The following is a 16,915-nucleotide window of genomic DNA, read 5'->3' on the forward strand; positions in this document are numbered from 1 at the left end:
CACTTTTTCAACTTCTTGTCAAGTCCTTTTCTCATTTTTGCGCAAAAAAAGAGCGGGTTATCTTTTCGATAACCTGCCCTTGTTCTTACTTCCGGTTCTTAGCCTTATCTTAATGACATTGCCCGGAGGGTCCTTTTTTTCATGTGCCGCTACTGCGCCCGCTGGACGCGCAGCATGATTTGCTTGTGCAAATGCTCGGGCTGAATTTTCGGGTTGCCGGCATTGATCCGCGGAATTTCGAGCGGCTTGCTGCCGCGCGTCGCCATCTCGTTCACAATCGTAAATGCGTAGCGGATGCCGCCCTCGGTGATCAGCTCCTCGGACGCCTTCGTGTAGATGCCGAACGGGTATGCGTAGGCGAAGGTCGCCCGGTCCTTCCCGTACAGCTCGTCCAGCTTGCGAGCGCAAGCCTTCGTATCGGACAGGATGCGCTCCGCATACGATACGCCGCCCTCCGTTCCGAGCGGATTGGTTAGAGCCGCCCGGTCCTCATCCTTATAGTGCAAATTATCGGAATGGCATTGAAAGTCGAACATCTCCGGCTTGTGCCCCAGCATCTCGCGAATCTCCTCTGCGGAGAGCGCCGGAATGGACGCGGCCTTCGGATCGGCCAATTCCTTCGTGACGACGAAATTGACGGAGGGAATGTCGAGCTCCTTCAATATAGGGTACGCGTATTGATAGAAGCTTTCGTATCCGTCGTCGAAGGTGACGAGCACCGCTTTATCCGGCACGGCGCCGCCCTCGTGAAACGATTGAAACTCGCGCAGCGATATAAAATGGTACCCTTGCTTCTGAAGATACGTCAGCTGATCGCGGAATAACCGGCTCGTGATCGTGCTGGAGCTTTCATCGGTATCATGCACGTGGTGGTACATCAGGACGGCGACCTGGTCGCGGTAACGGAAATCGGGTTTGCCCGACAATACGTCAAATGCGCCGAACAGCACGACGGCGGCCAATAGGCCGGTCAAAAGTTTATGCATCATGGCGGTACTCCCTTAACTTCACGCCCGGCGCTTTACGGTTATTCTCGCAGCTGCCGGAAAATTCGTCTACCTATTGTACCACCCGAGGGCGGAATTGGGCAAAGTTTGCAGCATGATGTCATCCTGTCCCGCAAAAAGGAGGAATTTGGATGCGGCGGTAGAAAAAGATAATGTATCCAAACAGGAGAGGCAAGGAGTGAAAGCATGGAACATCTTCATGGAAATTACAGCTCCCCCCTGATCGTTCTTTCCGTTGCTGTATCGATATTATCTTCGTACAGTGCGCTCACCCTGTATCAGCGTGTGCTTACGCTGAGCGGCAGACAAAAAACGATATGGATGGTTTGCGGCTCTATCGCGATGGGGCTTGGCGTCTGGTCGATGCACTTCATCGGTATGCTCGCCTTTCATTTGCCCGTAAAAGTGACCTATGATTATACGCTGGTCGGCATATCGCAGCTGCTGCCGATCGCCGCTGCATGGGCCGCCATGACCGTCATTTCCCCTGGAGGGGTGTCCGGCAAGCGGGTTGCTCTGGGCGGCGTATGGATGTCGCTGGGCATTGTGGGCATGCATTACACCGGCATGGCGGCGATGCGTCTGCCGGGAACGATAAGCTACCGATGGCCGCTTGTCGCCATGTCCGTGCTGATCGCCTTCTTCGTGTCCTTTGCGGCGCTAAGCACATTATCGCTTTACCGGCGCAAGCGCTGGAGATATTCGCCGGCCGCAAAATCCGGCGCTGCTGTTCTCTTGGGGTTCGCTATTGCGGGCATGCATTACACCGGCATGGCCGCAGCCGAGTTTCGCACGTATGCGAAAGTGCCGGATTCGGACAGCGCGATGCTGGGCATCGGGACCATGCTGCTGGCCGGGCTGCTGGGTGCGGCGACGATGTTTATTTTAGTGCTCATCCTTGTCAGCCAATATATGGACAGACGGTATGCGCTGCGGCTTGCCGAATATAACCAGCGGCGGTACGACTCCATCTTCGAGCATAACCCGCACATGGTGTGCCTGTTCGATTTGAAAGGCCGTCTTGTCCGCACGAATCCGGCGGCGGAGCAAATTACGGGGTACAGCCGGGATACCTTTCTGAGCAAGCCGTTTACCGCTTTCTTGACGCGTTCGGACGCATGCAAAGTACGGAGCTGCATCGCCCGGGCGCTGCAAGGCGTCCCGCAAACGGTGGAATGTACGATCCGGCATCGTAACGGCCGACCCGTTTATCTGAGCACCACGATCGTTCCGATGATCGCCGGTAGCGAAATCGTCGACTATTACACGATATCCAAAGATATAACGGAGCAAAAGCAGGCCGAACGCCATCTGCTCCAAGCCAAGCTGGAGGCGGAGCGAGCGGCGCGGGTCAAGTCGGAGTTTTTGGCGGTCATGAGTCACGAAATCCGTACGCCGCTGAACGGCGTCATCGGCATGAGCGAGCTGCTGCTCGAAACCGAGCTGAAGGCGGAGCAGCGGGACTATGTTCGCATTATCGGTACGAGCGGCAAAGCGCTGCTCTCCATCATTAACAGCCTGCTCGACTACTCCAAGATCGATTCCGGCAAAATGCAGCTGCAGTCCGAGCCGTTCGGGCTGCGGGAATGCCTGGACGAGACGATTCATTTATTTACGCCGCAGCTTCAGCAGCGGCAGCTTGAATGCAGCTGCCGCGTAGACGATCAGGTGCCTCCGGTGCTGATCGGCGATGCGGGAAGGCTGCGTCAGGTGTTCCTTAATCTGATCGGCAATGCCGTGAAGTTTACGGAACGGGGAGGCATTGAAGTAGCTGTGCGATGCTTGCGACAGAAAGGGGAGCAGTTGACGATCGAATGTACCGTGAAGGACAGCGGTATAGGCATACCGCCCCATTCCATTCCGTCTTTGTTCGAGCCGTTTCACCAGCTGGATTCCCGGATGAGCCGGAAGTATGAGGGTACGGGATTGGGGCTTGCGATCAGCAAGCGGCTTGTAGAGATGATGGGCGGCGTGATTAGCGTCGAATCGTCGGAAGGAGAGGGGACGACGGTTACGTTTACAGTGCAGGCAGCGTATTGCCGTGACGGGTTTGCCGTGAACGCCTAGCAAATAACGGTTCCATTGCATTATTCTGCGTGAGAAAAATCATAATGCGATTTGCAACCTTTTTGGGCTTTCGCTCGTTTTAACAGTTGGCCGTGCTGCCGTTTGGAATAAAGGCACCGCTCCAGAAAGGATGAAAACACGTATGTCAACCAAAGGGCCGGGGATGGGCGAGCTGCTCAAAAACCGGTTTGTGCAAGTAATTTTGCTGTCCGGGCTGCTGCTGCAAGTCGGCATCTGGGTCCGGAATTTCTCGATTTTGCTGTTTGTGGTCGATCAGACCGGCGGCGAGAACTCGCGCGCCGTCTCCCTCATATCGGTGGCGGAATTTGCCCCGATCTTTATTTTCTCCTTCATCGGAGGCACGTTTGCGGACCGGTGGAAGCCGAAGCGGACAATGATCTGGTGCGATGTGCTGAGCGCAGTGTCCGTATTCGTCGTGCTGCTTACGCTTATATTCGGATCGTGGAAGGCGATCTTTTTTGCCACGCTCGTATCGGCGGTGCTGTCGCAGTTCTCTCAGCCATCGGGGATGCGACTGTTCAAAATTCACGTTCCCGAATCGCTGATGCAGGCGGGGATGTCGATTTATCAGACCATGTTCGCTTTGTTCATGGTGCTCGGCCCGATTCTGGGTACGTTCGTCTACCAGCATTTCGGCATCCACACCGCCATCGCCATTATGGGCGTCGCATTCCTGCTGTCCGCCGCGGTGCTCGTCATGCTGCCTGCGGATGAAGAGCAGGAAGACCGAGGCCCGCGTACGTCCATACGGGAGGAGATGGCCGCAGGGTTCCGTTATGTGCTGTCGAACCGGCTGCTTACCATATTGGGCGGCTGCTTTCTTGCCGCCGGTCTTGCGATCGGTCTCATTCAGCCGCTCGGCGTCTTCCTCGTAACCGAACAGCTCGGACTGCCCAAGGAAAATTTGCAGTGGCTTATGACGGTGAGCGGCGTTGCGATGATCGCCGGCGGGGGTGTGACGGTCGGCTTATCGAAGAAGCTTCAGCCGCAGCTGATGTTGGCGATCGGGATGGCCGTCAGCGCCGTGATGATGGTCGTGACCGGGTACTCGACGGTACTGTGGCTGACACTTGTCGCTCAATTTTTCTCGGGGCTCGTGCTTCCCGCAATTCAGATCGGGATCAACACGATGATCTTGCAAAATACGTCCGCTTCTTACGTCGGCCGGGTGAACGGCATTTTGAGCCCGATGTTCATGGGGGCGATGGTGCTCACCATGAGCGCGTCCGGGGAATTGAAGACGCATGTCTCGCTGTCCGCCATTTATATGACGGCCGCGATTTTATTTGTAATCGGCATTATCGTCATGACGCCGATCTATAAGATGAAGCCGGCGGCGGAACTGCCGCAGGAACAAGTGCAGGAGAAGGTCGGCTAGCCGTTTTCGATGCAGGCTGGTGCACGCAAGCCGCCAGCGGCAATACAACCCGCAAGCCAATAACCGCAGCTTCCGATATTCGGAAACTGCGGTTTATTTTTGTTTCAACGCGGCCTAAGGCGTGTAAAAGTTTTGTGTATAGTAAATGTGCATCTTCCCGCCGAAGCTGACGCCGACGCCAAGGCGCTGCGTATCGCCCAGCATATTTTTGCGGTGGCCTTCGGAATTCAGCCAGCCGTGATGGGCGAAGATGGCGCTCGATTGGCCGGCGGCGATGTTTTCCGCGGCGGTGCGGTACTTGATGCCGTTCTGCTTCATCCGGTCGAAGGGACTTTGGCCGCTCAGGTTCGTATGGTCGAAGTAGTTGCCCGCAGCCATATCGGCGCTATGCTGGCGTGCCGTTTCCGCGGCGGTCTCGTCCCAGACGAACGGCTTCAGGCCGAGCTTGACTCTCGCGGCATTGGCCAGATCGAAGCTTTGGCGCTCGAAGGCGCGGACTAGACCTTCGCTGCCTTCACTGTAGAACGACGTCTGGGCCTGCTCGGTCGCTTTGGCTACGATCTGGATACCGGTCACGGCCTGCTCGCGATGCACATCGTAGAAGAACGTGACATACGCCCCGCCGAGCTCGTAGGTGCCGTATTCGCCTTTGCCGTAATTCATCATGAACCGCGTGTTACCTTTCATGATGTATTGCAGCGGACTTCCGTACTCCCGCTCTACGGCGGCTTTGGTCGAACCGTCAGCGATCCCCTTCGCTGCCGACCAGTTGGCCGACGGGCTGTAGAGGGCGGCAACTTTGCCGTCCTGCATGCCGACCTGGACGTAGTCCCTGTAATCGCCGTTGTAAATGAGCCACTGCACGCCGTATTCGCCGGCGTCTTTCCGGGACGGCTCGCCCAGCTTGCGGGCGACGCTGTCGGCAGAATCCCCGACGGCGATGCCTTTGACGCTGACGGCTGCGTCAGCGGTTTGCTCTACGGCCACACCGGGAGCCGCCTGCGAGGACGGCAGCGCGAACGATTGCCGCTTCAGGTTGCGGATGAATTGAACCGATTCGGCCCGGGACAGCTTGTCCCCCGCGCGATAGCCTTCCACCGTGGCGGCGCTTTTGCCCTGCGATAACCCTTGATCCAGCAAATAGCGGATCGAGTCGGCAAGCGTCAGCGGTCCCTTCTGGGTAGCGGCGATCAGCCGCGCGACGGAGCCGCGGTTATATTCGTTCGGATCGGTTGTATGCAGCACAGGCCACTTCTGCTGGTCGGCATAGCGGTAATACGGCTCGAACCACGCCGTTCCCTTGGCGGCCGAGAGCACGGACGCATCGGGATAAGCGCGAAGCAGCATGGCCAGAAATTCAGGTTCCGAGACGCTTTGGTCAGGGCGGAACGTGCCGTCCTCGTATCCGTCCACGATCCCGCTGTTCACCGCCCAGGCGATCGCCTCGGCGCCCCAATGAAACTTGGCGTCCTTGAAGCGGGAGGTGTTTGCAGCGACGGCTGACGTTGATTCGTCAGCGGCGGCGCAGCCGGCAAAGGGGCCTGCCGCAGCGAGCCAGAAGGCGAGCGACAGCGTAACAGGAAGCCATCTTTTATTCATGGAGAGCCCCTCCTTTTTTTAATAGAATTCGTTTCCATTTTACTATATTCGTCGCTCGCGCTTTCTGTCTATGGCAATGGAATCCAGCCTGCGCCTTTTTCAGCCGGCTCGCCGCATTGAAACCTTCTTTGAAAAAAACGGGATCATAATGGCTAGGGACCCTCGATACAATAATAAAACAACCTGGGCGCTCGCTCCCAACCGATTCCGGCATTCCCGCATACATAGCGTTTCGGTTGTACACAAACTCTACATGGAGAGGGGGACGAACGAATTGATACAATTCCGTGAAGTGAACAAATACTACGGCTCGTTTCAAGTGCTCAAAGAGATTGATCTTACGATCGGCCAAGGCGAGGTTGCGGTGGTCATCGGGCCTTCCGGTTCGGGGAAAAGCACGCTGCTGCGCTGTATTAACCGGCTAGAGACGATCTCCAGCGGCCAGCTGACAGTTAATGACGTGAACATTCACGAGCGCGGCATTGATATCAACAAGGTGCGCCGCGACATCGGGATGGTGTTTCAGCATTTCAACCTGTATCCGCACAAGACGGTGCTTGAGAACATTACGCTGGCGCCGGTCAAGGTGCTTGGCGTTTCGCGCAAGGAAGCGGAAGAGACGGCGATGTTTTACTTGCACAAGGTCGGCATTCCGGAAAAAGCGAAGTCGTATCCTTCCCAGCTTTCCGGCGGGCAGCAGCAGCGGGTTGCCATAGCCAGAGGGCTGGCGATGAAGCCGAAAATCATGCTGTTCGACGAACCGACGTCGGCGCTTGATCCCGAGATGATCGGGGAGGTGCTCGATGTGATGAGAGATTTGGCACGGGAAGGGATGACGATGGTCGTCGTCACCCACGAGATGGGCTTTGCCCGCGAGGTGGGCAGCAGCGTCATCTTCATGGATCAAGGGCGGATTATGGAGCAGGCGCCGCCTTCCGAATTTTTTGCCAATCCGCGCGAGGAGCGGGCCCGAACGTTCCTCAGCCGGCTGCTTCACCATTAATTTTGAATCAGAAAGGGGAAATGAATGATGAAATGGAAACCGTGGCTTAGTGGTTCTGCGGCAGCGCTGCTCGTACTGACAATTTTGGCAGGATGCGGCACGAAGCCGACGGAGCCTTCCCAAGGGGCGGGCGGAGCGTCCGGCGGAGGCAATGCCGCTGCTCCTGCATCGACGCTGGCGGAAATCAAGAAGCGGGGCAAGCTGGTGGCGGGCGTCAAGTTCGATACGAAGCTGTTCGGCTTGAAAGATCCGGCCAGCGGCAAGGTGGAAGGATTCGATATCGACATGGCCAAAGCGATCGCCAAGAAAGCGCTCGGCGACGAAACGAAAGTGGAGCTGAAGGAAGTGACATCGAAGACGCGCATTCCGATGCTGCAAAACGGCGAGATCGACATCATCATCGCCACGATGACGATCAACGAGGAGCGCAAGCAGCAGGTCGATTTTACGGACGTATACTTCAAGGCGGGCCAGTCGCTGCTCGTCAAGAAGGGCAGTCCGATTCAATCGATCGCCGATTTGAAGAAAGGGATGAAGGTGCTGGCGGTGAAAGGCTCGACGTCCGCGGTGAACGTTAGAGCGAAGGCGCCGGAAGTGACGGTGCTGGAGTTCGAAAACTATCAGGATGCGTTCTCGGCGCTCAAAGCGGGTCAGGGCGATACGCTTACGACGGATAATGCTATCTTGTACGGCATGGTGAAGCAGGACCCGAACTATCAGGTCGTCGGCGGAACGTTCACCGATGAACCTTACGGCATGGCCATCCGCAAAGGCGACAAGGAGTTCGTCGATTTCGTTAACGGAGCGTTGGCCGACATGAAGAAATCCGGCGAATACGACAAGCTGTACGAGACATGGATCGGCGAGAAGCCGGCGCCATAACTCGTCATAACGGCAGGATGGCCCGCAGGCGCAGGCTATCCTGTTCCTTGCATACCCGGCCGTAGAAGGAGGGAAGGCCCCCATGTTCGATAAATTGCGCTTCGATATATTGACCAAGCATTGGGATACGTACATGCTCGGTTTTGAAAATACGGTCAAAGTCAGCCTGATCGCGCTTGTCGCCAGCCTCATTGTAGGAACGATCATCGCCGTCATGCGGATCGCTCCGTTCAAGCCGCTGAACTGGCTCGGGACGATCTACGTCGAATTCATCCGCAACATCCCGCTGCTGCTGATCGTGCTGCTGTTTTTTTTGGCATCGCCGACGCTCGGCCTGCCGCTGGACGGCTTTCAATCCGGCACGCTGGCGCTGACCGTTTATACGGCCGCCTTTATTGCGGAAGCGATCCGGGCCGGCATTCAGGCTGTGCCAAAAGGGCAGATGGAAGCCGCGCGTTCGTCCGGTCTTACGTATGCCCAGGCGATGTGGTTTATTATTTTGCCGCAGGCGTTCAAAATCGTCATTCCGCCGATCGGCAACCAGCTTTTGAATCTGGTCAAAAACTCGTCCATTCTCGGGGTTGTGGCCGGACTCGATCTGATGTACTACGCGGATATTATTTCGACGCAGACGTTTGTCACGTTCAGCGTGTACATTTTTGTCGCCATGTTTTATTTGGTGCTGACGCTGCCGCTCAGCTTCGGGGTGCGCTATTTGGAGAAGCGCATGGCTGTCAAAGCCTGAGGCGGGCTTGAAAGGAGGGAACGGACATGGATTTTACCGGCGCCTACTCGGCCGATAATATTGGCTTCCTGATGAAAGGGCTCATGATTACGCTTAAGGTAGCTTGCGTATCCATCGTCCTGAGCTTTGTCATCGGCGCGCTGGCCGGCACGCTTCGCTACGCCCGCATCCCGGTCGTGTCGCAAGTAATGGCCGTCCTTGTGGAAATTATCCGCAACCTGCCGCTGCTGCTGATCATCTTTTTTACCCGGTTCGCGCTGCCCGAGATCGGGCTGAAACTGTTCCAAAATCCCGAATATGCAGCCATCGTGGCGCTGACCGTATTCGAGGCGGCGATGATCGCCGAAATCGTCCGCAGCGGACTGTTGTCGATCGAGAAAGGGCAGATGGAAGCGGCACGCTCATCCGGCCTCACCTATGTGCAGGCGCTGTGGCATGTCGTCCTTCCTCAAGCGCTGCGGCGCATGATGCCGCCGATGGTGAGCCAGTTCATTTCGCTGCTCAAGGATACTTCGCTTGCCACCGTCATCGTGCTGGCCGAGCTGATGCATAATACGCAAATCGTAGCGGCCGTGAACCCGAACTGGGTCATTCCGATCTTCATCATGTCGGCGCTCATCTATTTTGTGGTCAACTTCGTACTCTCGATCATTGCCAAAAGGCTGGAAGCGAGAAGGGTATAACGGATCTCGAGGCAAACCGTCCGGACGAATGCGGGGATGGTTTGCTTTTTTGCGTCCGTTGCGACGCTGTGCGGTGCGGCAGTCGGCACCGACACGAGAAAATACCCGGCGCCGTGGTAAAATACCGCTGGCGGCCGGGTATGACGAGGGCATCGCTTATTTCTTTTTCTCCGTGTCGCATGCATCGCGCTGACGAGGCACGGTGTCCTCGGCGAGCTTGTCCCCGAATTGATCCAGCCGGGAAGGCGCGCTTGCCGGCCCGTCATTGTCGGGTTTACTGTTTCTTCCTGTCATCGGAACTCACCTCCAGACATTATCGTTCCATGAATGCGGGGCAATTATCCTTCAACGAGCGGTTGCATATTTTTTGGACCTGCATGACGGTTGGCTGCAACCTTTTGGAAAGAAGGCGCGTTTAGAAAGTAACTCCGGAGCTAGTGCCAGTGCGCAATGGCATATAACCTCTACTTGGCGAAAGGTGGAAGATGATATGAAGAAATGGATCACGATGGTATCGGCAACGGCGCTCTTTTGCAGCTTGACGGGCGGTTCGGTTCTTGCGTTTGACGACGTTGAGGGCGATCAGAAGGCACCGGTCCTGTCATTGAAAGACCGCGGCGTCATTAGCGGCATCGACGACAAGCATTTCGTTCCGATGGGGAAAGTCAGCTACGCGCAGAGCGTTCACATGATTGTGAAGGGGCTCGGCCTTAACATCGATAACATAAGGTTCATTAAGCAGCCGGAAGCATCCGATTATTTCACGAACGTACCGAATAACGCGTGGTATGCGCAGTCCTTTATTATCGCGCAGCTGAACGGTCTGCCGATTCCGAAGGACGTCGATCCGAACGGGACCATGACCCGCGAACAATTCGCCGACCTGCTGGTGCACGCGATTGAGAAGAAAGGCGATTTTCCGACCATCAAGATGTACATTCAGTTAGCCGACGAGGAGCAGGTAACGCCGGAAATGAACGGTTCCGTTCAGCGGCTGCTGCTGTACAAAATTACGAATCTCGGCCAGGACCGCAAGTTTAACCCGAAGCGCGAGATGAGCCGCGGCGAGGCAGCCGTCTGGCTGTACAACGCAATCAAGCTCGTCGAATCCCACAAGTCGCCCGTTCAACAAGAGGAGATCAAGGTTAGCATAGAAAAAGTAACGGACGACGTGAACAAAGTGATTTTGTCTCGCGGCGAGAAGCCGACAGCCGGGTACGGGATTGCAATTACCGGCATTCGGTTCGAGCAGGACGGACGCGCAGTAGTAACGTATACGGTCAGCGATCCGGCGCCGGACAGCATGAATGCCCAGGTCATTACGGAGCCGAAAGCGGAGACGTACGTTTCATCCAAATTTAAAGTGGAGGCCGAACCGGCGGCCGTTCTTCACTAATTTAACGATTAATGATTAATGATTCCTCTCTCTTGCGAATGATTAGGTTTTGCGCGGCAGCTTCGCCGCTGCAGGACCTTTTTGTTTTGTTGCAGGGGGCGTTCTTTCCAGTTGGTTTAAATCAAACATGATCGGGTAAAAGGGGTATACTACTTACTACAACGATGCAGAAACGGAGGGACTCAAGATGAATATGCAGACGATCCCGTTGAACGGAGGGATTACCGCCTATTCGGATCAAGGCGAAGGCGTGCCGGTTGTGCTGCTGCACGGATTTTGCGGAAGCTCTGCCTATTGGGATGAAGTCGTTCCCCTTCTTGCCCAAGGGTGCCGGGTAATTGTCCCGGATTTGCGCGGACACGGCGGATCATCGGCTCGCGCGGAGCAAGTGTACACCATGGATAACTTTGCGGGCGATGTCGCATCCCTAGCGGATGCGTTGGATACAGAACGCGTCGTGCTGCTCGGCCATTCGCTCGGCGGATATGCGACGCTTGCGTTCGCGGACAAATACCCGGACAAGCTGCTCGGGTTCGGGCTGATTCACTCGACGGCTTTCCCGGATGACGAGAAAGGCAAAGAAGGACGGCTGAAGTCGCAGCAGACGATCAAGGAGCAGGGACTGCCGGCTTTTGTGGAAGGCTTGATCCCGAAATTATTCGCTCCATCCCATGTGGAGACCATGCCGGAAGCCGTTCGCAAGGCGAAAGAGATCGGACTCGGCACGAATCCGGAAGCGGCGGTGGCGACGCTGGAGGGCATGCGAACGCGACCCGACCGCAATCACATCTTATCGGCTGCCAAAGTGCCTGTGCTGCTTGCGGCAGGGACCGAGGATCAGATCGTGCCGTTGGAACGTGCTTTTTCCGTCACCGGAGAACGCATTGAACAGAAACGCATCACCGGAGCGGGCCATATGAGCATGATGGAAGCGCCGGGCGAGCTTACCAAAATCATTCTCGATTTCATCGGGCGGCTGTAACGGTCGCCCTTTTTTTGTGTTGATCGAATAAGGTACAATGAAGTAAATGAGGAGGTGTGTGGAAGAATGGCAATAGCGAGAAGCGTCGAAGGACATCCGGTTGTTTTATATGACGGGAGCTGCGGTTTCTGTAATCGGGTCGTACAATTTATTATTCCTCGAGATCGCAGGGGGCAGTTTCGGTTCGCCGCCATTCAATCGGATACGGGGAGAGAACTGCTAACGGAGTATGGACTGGATCCCGATAATCTGGATACGTTCGTTTTGATCGCGGACGGCCGCACATTTATCCGTTCCTCCGCGGCATTGGAGGTGGCGCGCAGGCTGGACGGCGCCTGGCCGCTAGGCTACGGCTTCGTCATCGTACCGGGACAGCTCCGCGACGGCGTGTATAACTGGATCGCCCGCAACCGGTACCGCTGGTTCGGCCGAACGGACGCTTGCCTGCTGCCCAATCCGCAAGAGCGCGAGCGGTTCCTCCTTTAGCAAGGCCGCTCCTCTAACGCTCCTCTATGCGGTTGCTTTAACCCGAGCGCCGCGCAGCGCCGAAGCGCGCAGATGGACTTTCGCGCGCTACTGCGCAGGCGTCTGCATCTTTTCCGCTGCCGCAGCCGGCTTGCGCCATAAGTTTTTAACGAAATAAATGGTTACTTCCGTTAACAAAAGCATGACGACCAGCCCCGAAAGCGAAGCCGTTACCGATAGCGGCAGCACCCACCACTGTGCGGGCTGCGAGAAAAACGGAATGAGCGACACGGCCAAAATCGGCGGCGCGTTAAAATGAAATTTCCGAATGACCACAATGGTGCACAAGCAAGTGACAAGAAACGTCCAAGGTCCGGCATGCATCATATAAAATAGCGAGCCGATGGCCGATGCCGCGCCAGCACCAATGACGAGCCGCATCAAGTCTTTCATTGCGAATATGCGGCTGACGAACAAATACGAGAATGCCCCGAGCGTAGGATAGAATAAGGGCTTCAACGCTGGAAAGCTTTGAGAGAGCCAGTAGATCAGAAGAAGATAAAGCGCAATAGCAACCGTCTTGATATCCATCTTTTGAAATGTCCTCGATTTCCAATTAGCGGTTTGGATTCGGCCTAATATAGGCAGCCTCAAAAAATAATACACTGGTACAAGATTGGGAGTCAATCCCTACTTTTCCAATGAAAAAAAGCCGTATTCCCAAACCGCTGCAGCGATCGGAAAAAACGGCCTTTTTATTATTCAAAATTGTTTGTTACAGCCCCTCAAAAAAACGTGTGATCCTATCCAGATACTCTTGTTTGTATGCAGGATAGCTGCTGGCGTGGCCTACGTTGGCCGGCTTCCACAATTGGAACTTATCCGTATGCAGCTGCCACATCGATTCGCTGTTCCGATAAGGAATCGAGGTGTCTCCCGTGCTGTGAATAAACAATACGGGCCTCGGATAAACGCGATCCGCCGCGTTCAGCACGTCGACCGCGTTCGGGTCCACGTCAATCAATCGCGGCAAGATGGTCATGATCATCGGCGTGAACGGAAAGTTCGGCAGATGGGACCAAACCGGGAGGTTTTCTTCCAAGTACCGTCCCAAATGATTGAACGGGCTATCGGCTACCACACCGGCAATGGAAGGCTCTTCCGCCGCAGCCATCAGCGACGTGCTGGCTCCCATCGAGAAGCCGAGCAGCGCGATCGTTCCCGGGTGGTTCGCTTTCATCCAGTCTATGGCGCCGAGCACATCGTATTTTTCGTAGTACCCGACGGAGGTTAGAGCGCCCTCCGATTCGCCGGCATGGCGGAAGTCGAACATCATCACATTATAGCCGCGATCGACGAGCTCCTTGGCCAAATTCAGCGCTTCGGCTTTTTTTTGCAGGCGGTTATTGTCATATCCGTGAGCCATAATAATATTCGGTTTTCTCGCCGTAGCGTCTTCCGTCGTCTTCCCAGGCAAATACCAGCCTTTCAACTGCAGCCGGTCGCTTCGGCTTTCGAACTGGATTGAATCATAAATAAGCCCGTGGCGGTCGGGGGAATCGTCCAGCGGCTTCGGCGTCGTATGCGTCAGCTTCCATCCTATATAGGTCGATATGCCAGCGCATGCCAGTATCAGAACAACAACAAGCCCGAGCAGCGTCCACAGCCACGGTCTTAAGCTCCGTCGGCCGATGCGCCGTCTCGGCGCTCTGGCAATTGCAGGGGTAGGTCTCATCAGCGGGTTTCCTTTCTTTCTCCGGATTTACAAAAAGGCACTCCCCATTATACGACAAGTTCAAACCCCGCGACAGACTTAATTGTTTCTTTGGCTGCTTCTGGATGGCCGGTAATGGTACCAGAGAGACAGGAGGCACGCCGCGGCCAATGCGCCCAAAGCATACAACGGGTTCGGCAGCGCCCATAATCCGGGGATACACAGAATGACCGTGACCGCGACATGAATACGGAACCGCACCGTGCGCGCCGAGCGATCGCGCAGCCCTGGGGGCAGCGGATAAATGTAAGACCAGTCGGAATGGCGGTACATTTGCTGCAGCTCCTTGAGCTGAACGGCGGCAATGCCGGCGAACAGCAGAATGACGCCCGCAGGTAACAGCGGGCCGGACGAGACGGCGACGACCAGCGCCCCGATCAGCGTTAATCTTGCGGTTATGCCGAACCATTCGGAGCGCAGCCATATTCTTCCGTACAGAAAACCGTAAGTGGACTCGGGTGCAAACCGGCTTCCGCCCACCAAGTCAAGCAGTTTGCGGGGGGCGCGCCGCGAGCGCGGTCTGCCGTGAATGCCCGGCACGTCGATGAATAAATTGAGCAGCCTCATAATAAACGATCGGTGCTTCCGCTCCGCGGCAAGCAGCCCGTACCAGTTCAGGCTGCGCCGCCCGGTTAACTGACCGATTCCCAAGTAAGCGAGCAGCCCGGCGGATAATGTGAAGGCGCTCCAGCTCACGGGCCAATGCATGAGCGCATACGCATAGCCGGCCGAGGCCATCCACCGCAATCCGGCGAACAACAGAAGTGCAGGGCGTTCCGTAAGCTGCAGTTCTCGCCAGCGTACGGCGAGCAGCACTCGCTTGGCAAGCAGCAGCATGACGAGCATATAGACGAAGCGGTAACTTTCACTCCCCGCGGCAAGAGCGTACATCGGCCATACAATCAACCAGGCCGCCGCAACCGCTAAGGACTGGATGAGAAAGGCGCGCTGCACCGCCCGCTGCATATAAGGCGCAAGCTCCGTCTCCAAGGGCAGCAGGTACATCAAATCCGCATCCTTCAAATAAGTGCGTATCGGACACACCGCCAGAAAGGGCCACAGCACGGCCGATGCGATCGGCAGCAGCGGAAAATCGGGAGTGGCCTCGTTCAGAAGCCGCGTGTAAAAGTACGTACCCGCCAGCATGACCAAAATGAGCGCCAGCGATGCGCTTTGCAGCGCGTAGCCGACGTAAGGCCTTATATCCATCAGAAATTGTTTCGTCCGCTTGTTCCACAATTGACGAACATCCATGCGCATCTCCGTCAATGGGGCTCACCCCGGGTAACCAGGCTGCAAAACACGTCGTCAAGCGAAGCTCCCGGCATGCCCGCCTGGGCACGGAGCGCATCCATGTCGCCTGCTGCGGTCAGCTTGCCTTTTTGCAGCAGCAGATAACGGTCGCCGTACCGCTCAATCGTCGTCAAAATATGAGAACTGATCAAAATCGCAGCGCCGCTTTCTTTCACCTTGACCATCAGCTCGAGCAGCGAGCGGATGCCGAGCGGATCGAGGCCGAGGAACGGCTCGTCGATAATATACAGCTCCGGCCGGACGAGGAAAGCGCTCATGATCATCACCTTCTGCTTCATTCCTTTGGACAAATGGGCGGACAGACGGTTCGCGTAGGCCGACATTTGAAACTCCTCCAATAGTGCGGAGGAACGCGCCTCGTAATCCTCGCGCCGCATGCCGTAGGCCATCGCAGCCAGCTCGATATGCTCACGCACCGTCAGCTCTTCATACAGTTGGGGGCTCTCCGGGACGTAGGCATAGGTGCGCCGGTATGCCGTCGGATCTGCTTGTATGGCGCGGCCCTTCAACCGGATCTCGCCCGTGTGCGGCTGCATCAGTCCCAGAATATGTTTTATCGTCGTGCTTTTGCCGGCGCCGTTCAGTCCGATTAATCCGACCATTTCCCCGGCATAGACGGAAAAATTCAACTGATGTAACACGGGCCTTTGCCGGCTGTATCCGCCGGTTAACTGCTCTACTTCCAATAAGGGCGTTGATTGCAACTGCATCGTTAATCACCTCATCGCTATTTTACCTTTTTTTAGGATGAAATGAAAAAAGAGCGGTGTAAGCGAATAAAAGCTGTAAAACGGGTGGCAAAAGGTATGGTTTATCGTTTAACTATGGGAATAAAAGGGTATTTAAAAAAAGACTTGCATTGTTAATCGTATATGTGATAAATTACTTTTCGCTGCCTGATGCAGACGTTCATAAGCTTCTATACCTTGCGGGTTCGTCCCCTTGGTTCGGAAAAAAAAGAACTTGCAATGAGGTAAGCGAATGTGGTATAGTAAATATCGCTGTCGCAGAAATGCGAAGCAACGAAACAAAAGCAAGCAACTTAGAAAAAATAAGTACTTGCAAAGTAGATGCGAGATGTGGTACATTGGTCTTCCGGCTGTTTAGGACAAGCCGATTGACGAAATACTAAGATCTAGCAAATGAAATGAATTGCCCTTTGAAAACTGAACAACGAGTGAGTGAAATAGAGAATGCAAATTCTCGCTAGCAGTAAATTTTGAGCTCAATCAGCTTACATTATAGCGAACATAATCTTCGGGTTATGCGAGCAATTTGTATCCATTTCGGTCTTCGGTCCGAAAAAGATACTTTAATGGAGAGTTTGATCCTGGCTCAGGACGAACGCTGGCGGCGTGCCTAATACATGCAAGTCGAGCGAATCCTTCGGGGTTAGCGGCGGACGGGTGAGTAACACGTAGGCAACCTGCCTGTAAGACAAGGGATAACTACCGGAAACGGTAGCTAAGACCGGATAGCTAAGTGGAATGCATGTTCCGCTTATGAAACACGGTGCAAGCTGTGGCTTACAGATGGGCCTGCGGCGCATTAGCTAGTTGGCGGGGTAACGGCCCACCAAGGCGACGATGCGTAGCCGAC

General features: G+C 55.5%; 16 protein-coding genes and 1 rRNA gene. 10 read left to right on the plus strand and 7 right to left on the minus strand.

Annotated elements, in window-relative coordinates; all coding sequences use genetic code 11:
• Positions 1-149: 149 nt before the first annotated feature.
• Positions 150-989 (minus strand): polysaccharide deacetylase family protein, encoded by an 840-nt coding sequence (locus tag KXG62_RS32710; RefSeq protein WP_218096203.1) that lies wholly within the window; start codon positions 987-989, stop codon positions 150-152.
• 204 nt (positions 990-1,193) lie between these two features.
• Between KXG62_RS32710 and KXG62_RS32715 the strand changes: the two genes are divergently transcribed.
• Entirely contained in the window at positions 1,194-3,074 is a 1,881-nt protein-coding gene (locus KXG62_RS32715; RefSeq protein WP_218096204.1) for an MHYT domain-containing protein, read from the plus strand.
• Positions 3,075-3,216: 142 nt separating this feature from the next.
• The gene (locus tag KXG62_RS32720) at positions 3,217-4,473 is read left to right on the plus strand and encodes an MFS transporter (RefSeq protein WP_218096205.1); all 1,257 of its coding nucleotides are present in this window, start codon (positions 3,217-3,219) and stop codon (positions 4,471-4,473) included.
• A 114-nt stretch (positions 4,474-4,587) separates the two neighbouring features.
• Here the strand turns inward: KXG62_RS32720 and KXG62_RS32725 are convergent, their stop codons facing one another.
• Positions 4,588-6,072: a CAP-associated domain-containing protein gene (locus tag KXG62_RS32725; RefSeq protein ID WP_218096206.1), complete on the minus strand. Its 1,485-nt coding sequence runs from the start codon at positions 6,070-6,072 to the stop codon at positions 4,588-4,590.
• Positions 6,073-6,346: 274 nt separating this feature from the next.
• Here KXG62_RS32725 and KXG62_RS32730 point away from each other — a divergent pair, with 274 nt between their 5' ends.
• The 4 genes from KXG62_RS32730 (at position 6,347) to KXG62_RS32745 (ending at position 9,385) form a co-directional block, all read left to right on the plus strand.
• A complete protein-coding gene (locus KXG62_RS32730; protein ID WP_218096207.1) occupies positions 6,347-7,075 on the plus strand; it encodes an amino acid ABC transporter ATP-binding protein in 729 nt (242 codons plus the stop codon).
• Positions 7,076-7,099: 24 nt separating this feature from the next.
• The gene (locus tag KXG62_RS32735; protein WP_425517405.1) at positions 7,100-7,957 is read left to right on the plus strand and encodes an ABC transporter substrate-binding protein; all 858 of its coding nucleotides are present in this window, start codon (positions 7,100-7,102) and stop codon (positions 7,955-7,957) included.
• Positions 7,958-8,039: 82 nt separating this feature from the next.
• On the plus strand, positions 8,040-8,702 hold the full coding sequence (locus tag KXG62_RS32740) for an amino acid ABC transporter permease (protein ID WP_218096208.1): 663 nt from the start codon (positions 8,040-8,042) through the stop codon (positions 8,700-8,702).
• 26 nt (positions 8,703-8,728) lie between these two features.
• The gene (locus tag KXG62_RS32745; RefSeq protein WP_218096209.1) at positions 8,729-9,385 is read left to right on the plus strand and encodes an amino acid ABC transporter permease; all 657 of its coding nucleotides are present in this window, start codon (positions 8,729-8,731) and stop codon (positions 9,383-9,385) included.
• Between the two features lie 156 nt (positions 9,386-9,541).
• Here the strand turns inward: KXG62_RS32745 and KXG62_RS32750 are convergent, their stop codons facing one another.
• A complete protein-coding gene (locus KXG62_RS32750) occupies positions 9,542-9,679 on the minus strand; it encodes a hypothetical protein (RefSeq protein ID WP_218096210.1) in 138 nt (45 codons plus the stop codon).
• Between the two features lie 196 nt (positions 9,680-9,875).
• On the opposite strand from KXG62_RS32750, the gene KXG62_RS32755 reads away from it, so the two are divergent.
• From KXG62_RS32755 to KXG62_RS32765, 3 genes are all read left to right on the plus strand, one after another.
• On the plus strand, positions 9,876-10,781 hold the full coding sequence (locus KXG62_RS32755; protein ID WP_218096211.1) for a protease complex subunit PrcB family protein: 906 nt from the start codon (positions 9,876-9,878) through the stop codon (positions 10,779-10,781).
• Between the two features lie 187 nt (positions 10,782-10,968).
• Positions 10,969-11,763, plus strand: coding sequence for an alpha/beta fold hydrolase (locus KXG62_RS32760; RefSeq protein ID WP_218096212.1), 795 nt, complete (start codon positions 10,969-10,971; stop codon positions 11,761-11,763).
• Between the two features lie 66 nt (positions 11,764-11,829).
• Positions 11,830-12,249, plus strand: a complete 420-nt coding sequence (locus tag KXG62_RS32765) for a thiol-disulfide oxidoreductase DCC family protein (RefSeq protein WP_218096213.1) — start codon at positions 11,830-11,832, stop codon at positions 12,247-12,249.
• An 87-nt stretch (positions 12,250-12,336) separates the two neighbouring features.
• Here KXG62_RS32765 and KXG62_RS32770 read toward each other — a convergent pair whose 3' ends face one another.
• From KXG62_RS32770 to KXG62_RS32785, 4 genes are all read right to left on the minus strand, one after another.
• On the minus strand, positions 12,337-12,819 hold the full coding sequence (locus KXG62_RS32770; protein ID WP_218096214.1) for a hypothetical protein: 483 nt from the start codon (positions 12,817-12,819) through the stop codon (positions 12,337-12,339).
• Between the two features lie 184 nt (positions 12,820-13,003).
• Positions 13,004-13,963, minus strand: a complete 960-nt coding sequence (locus tag KXG62_RS32775; RefSeq protein WP_218096215.1) for an alpha/beta hydrolase — start codon at positions 13,961-13,963, stop codon at positions 13,004-13,006.
• Positions 13,964-14,041: 78 nt separating this feature from the next.
• Complete coding sequence (locus KXG62_RS32780) at positions 14,042-15,256, minus strand: ABC transporter permease (protein WP_218096216.1); 1,215 nt, start codon at positions 15,254-15,256, stop codon at positions 14,042-14,044.
• A gap of 11 nt (positions 15,257-15,267) precedes the next feature.
• Positions 15,268-16,026 (minus strand): ABC transporter ATP-binding protein, encoded by a 759-nt coding sequence (locus KXG62_RS32785; protein ID WP_218096217.1) that lies wholly within the window; start codon positions 16,024-16,026, stop codon positions 15,268-15,270.
• Positions 16,027-16,628: 602 nt separating this feature from the next.
• Between KXG62_RS32785 and KXG62_RS32790 the strand changes: the two genes are divergently transcribed.
• Positions 16,629-16,915 (plus strand): 16S ribosomal RNA (locus KXG62_RS32790); the annotation flags it as partial.

The sequence above is a fragment of the Paenibacillus solanacearum genome (assembly GCF_910593845.1).
GTDB lineage: Bacteria > Bacillota > Bacilli > Paenibacillales > NBRC-103111 > Paenibacillus_G > Paenibacillus_G solanacearum.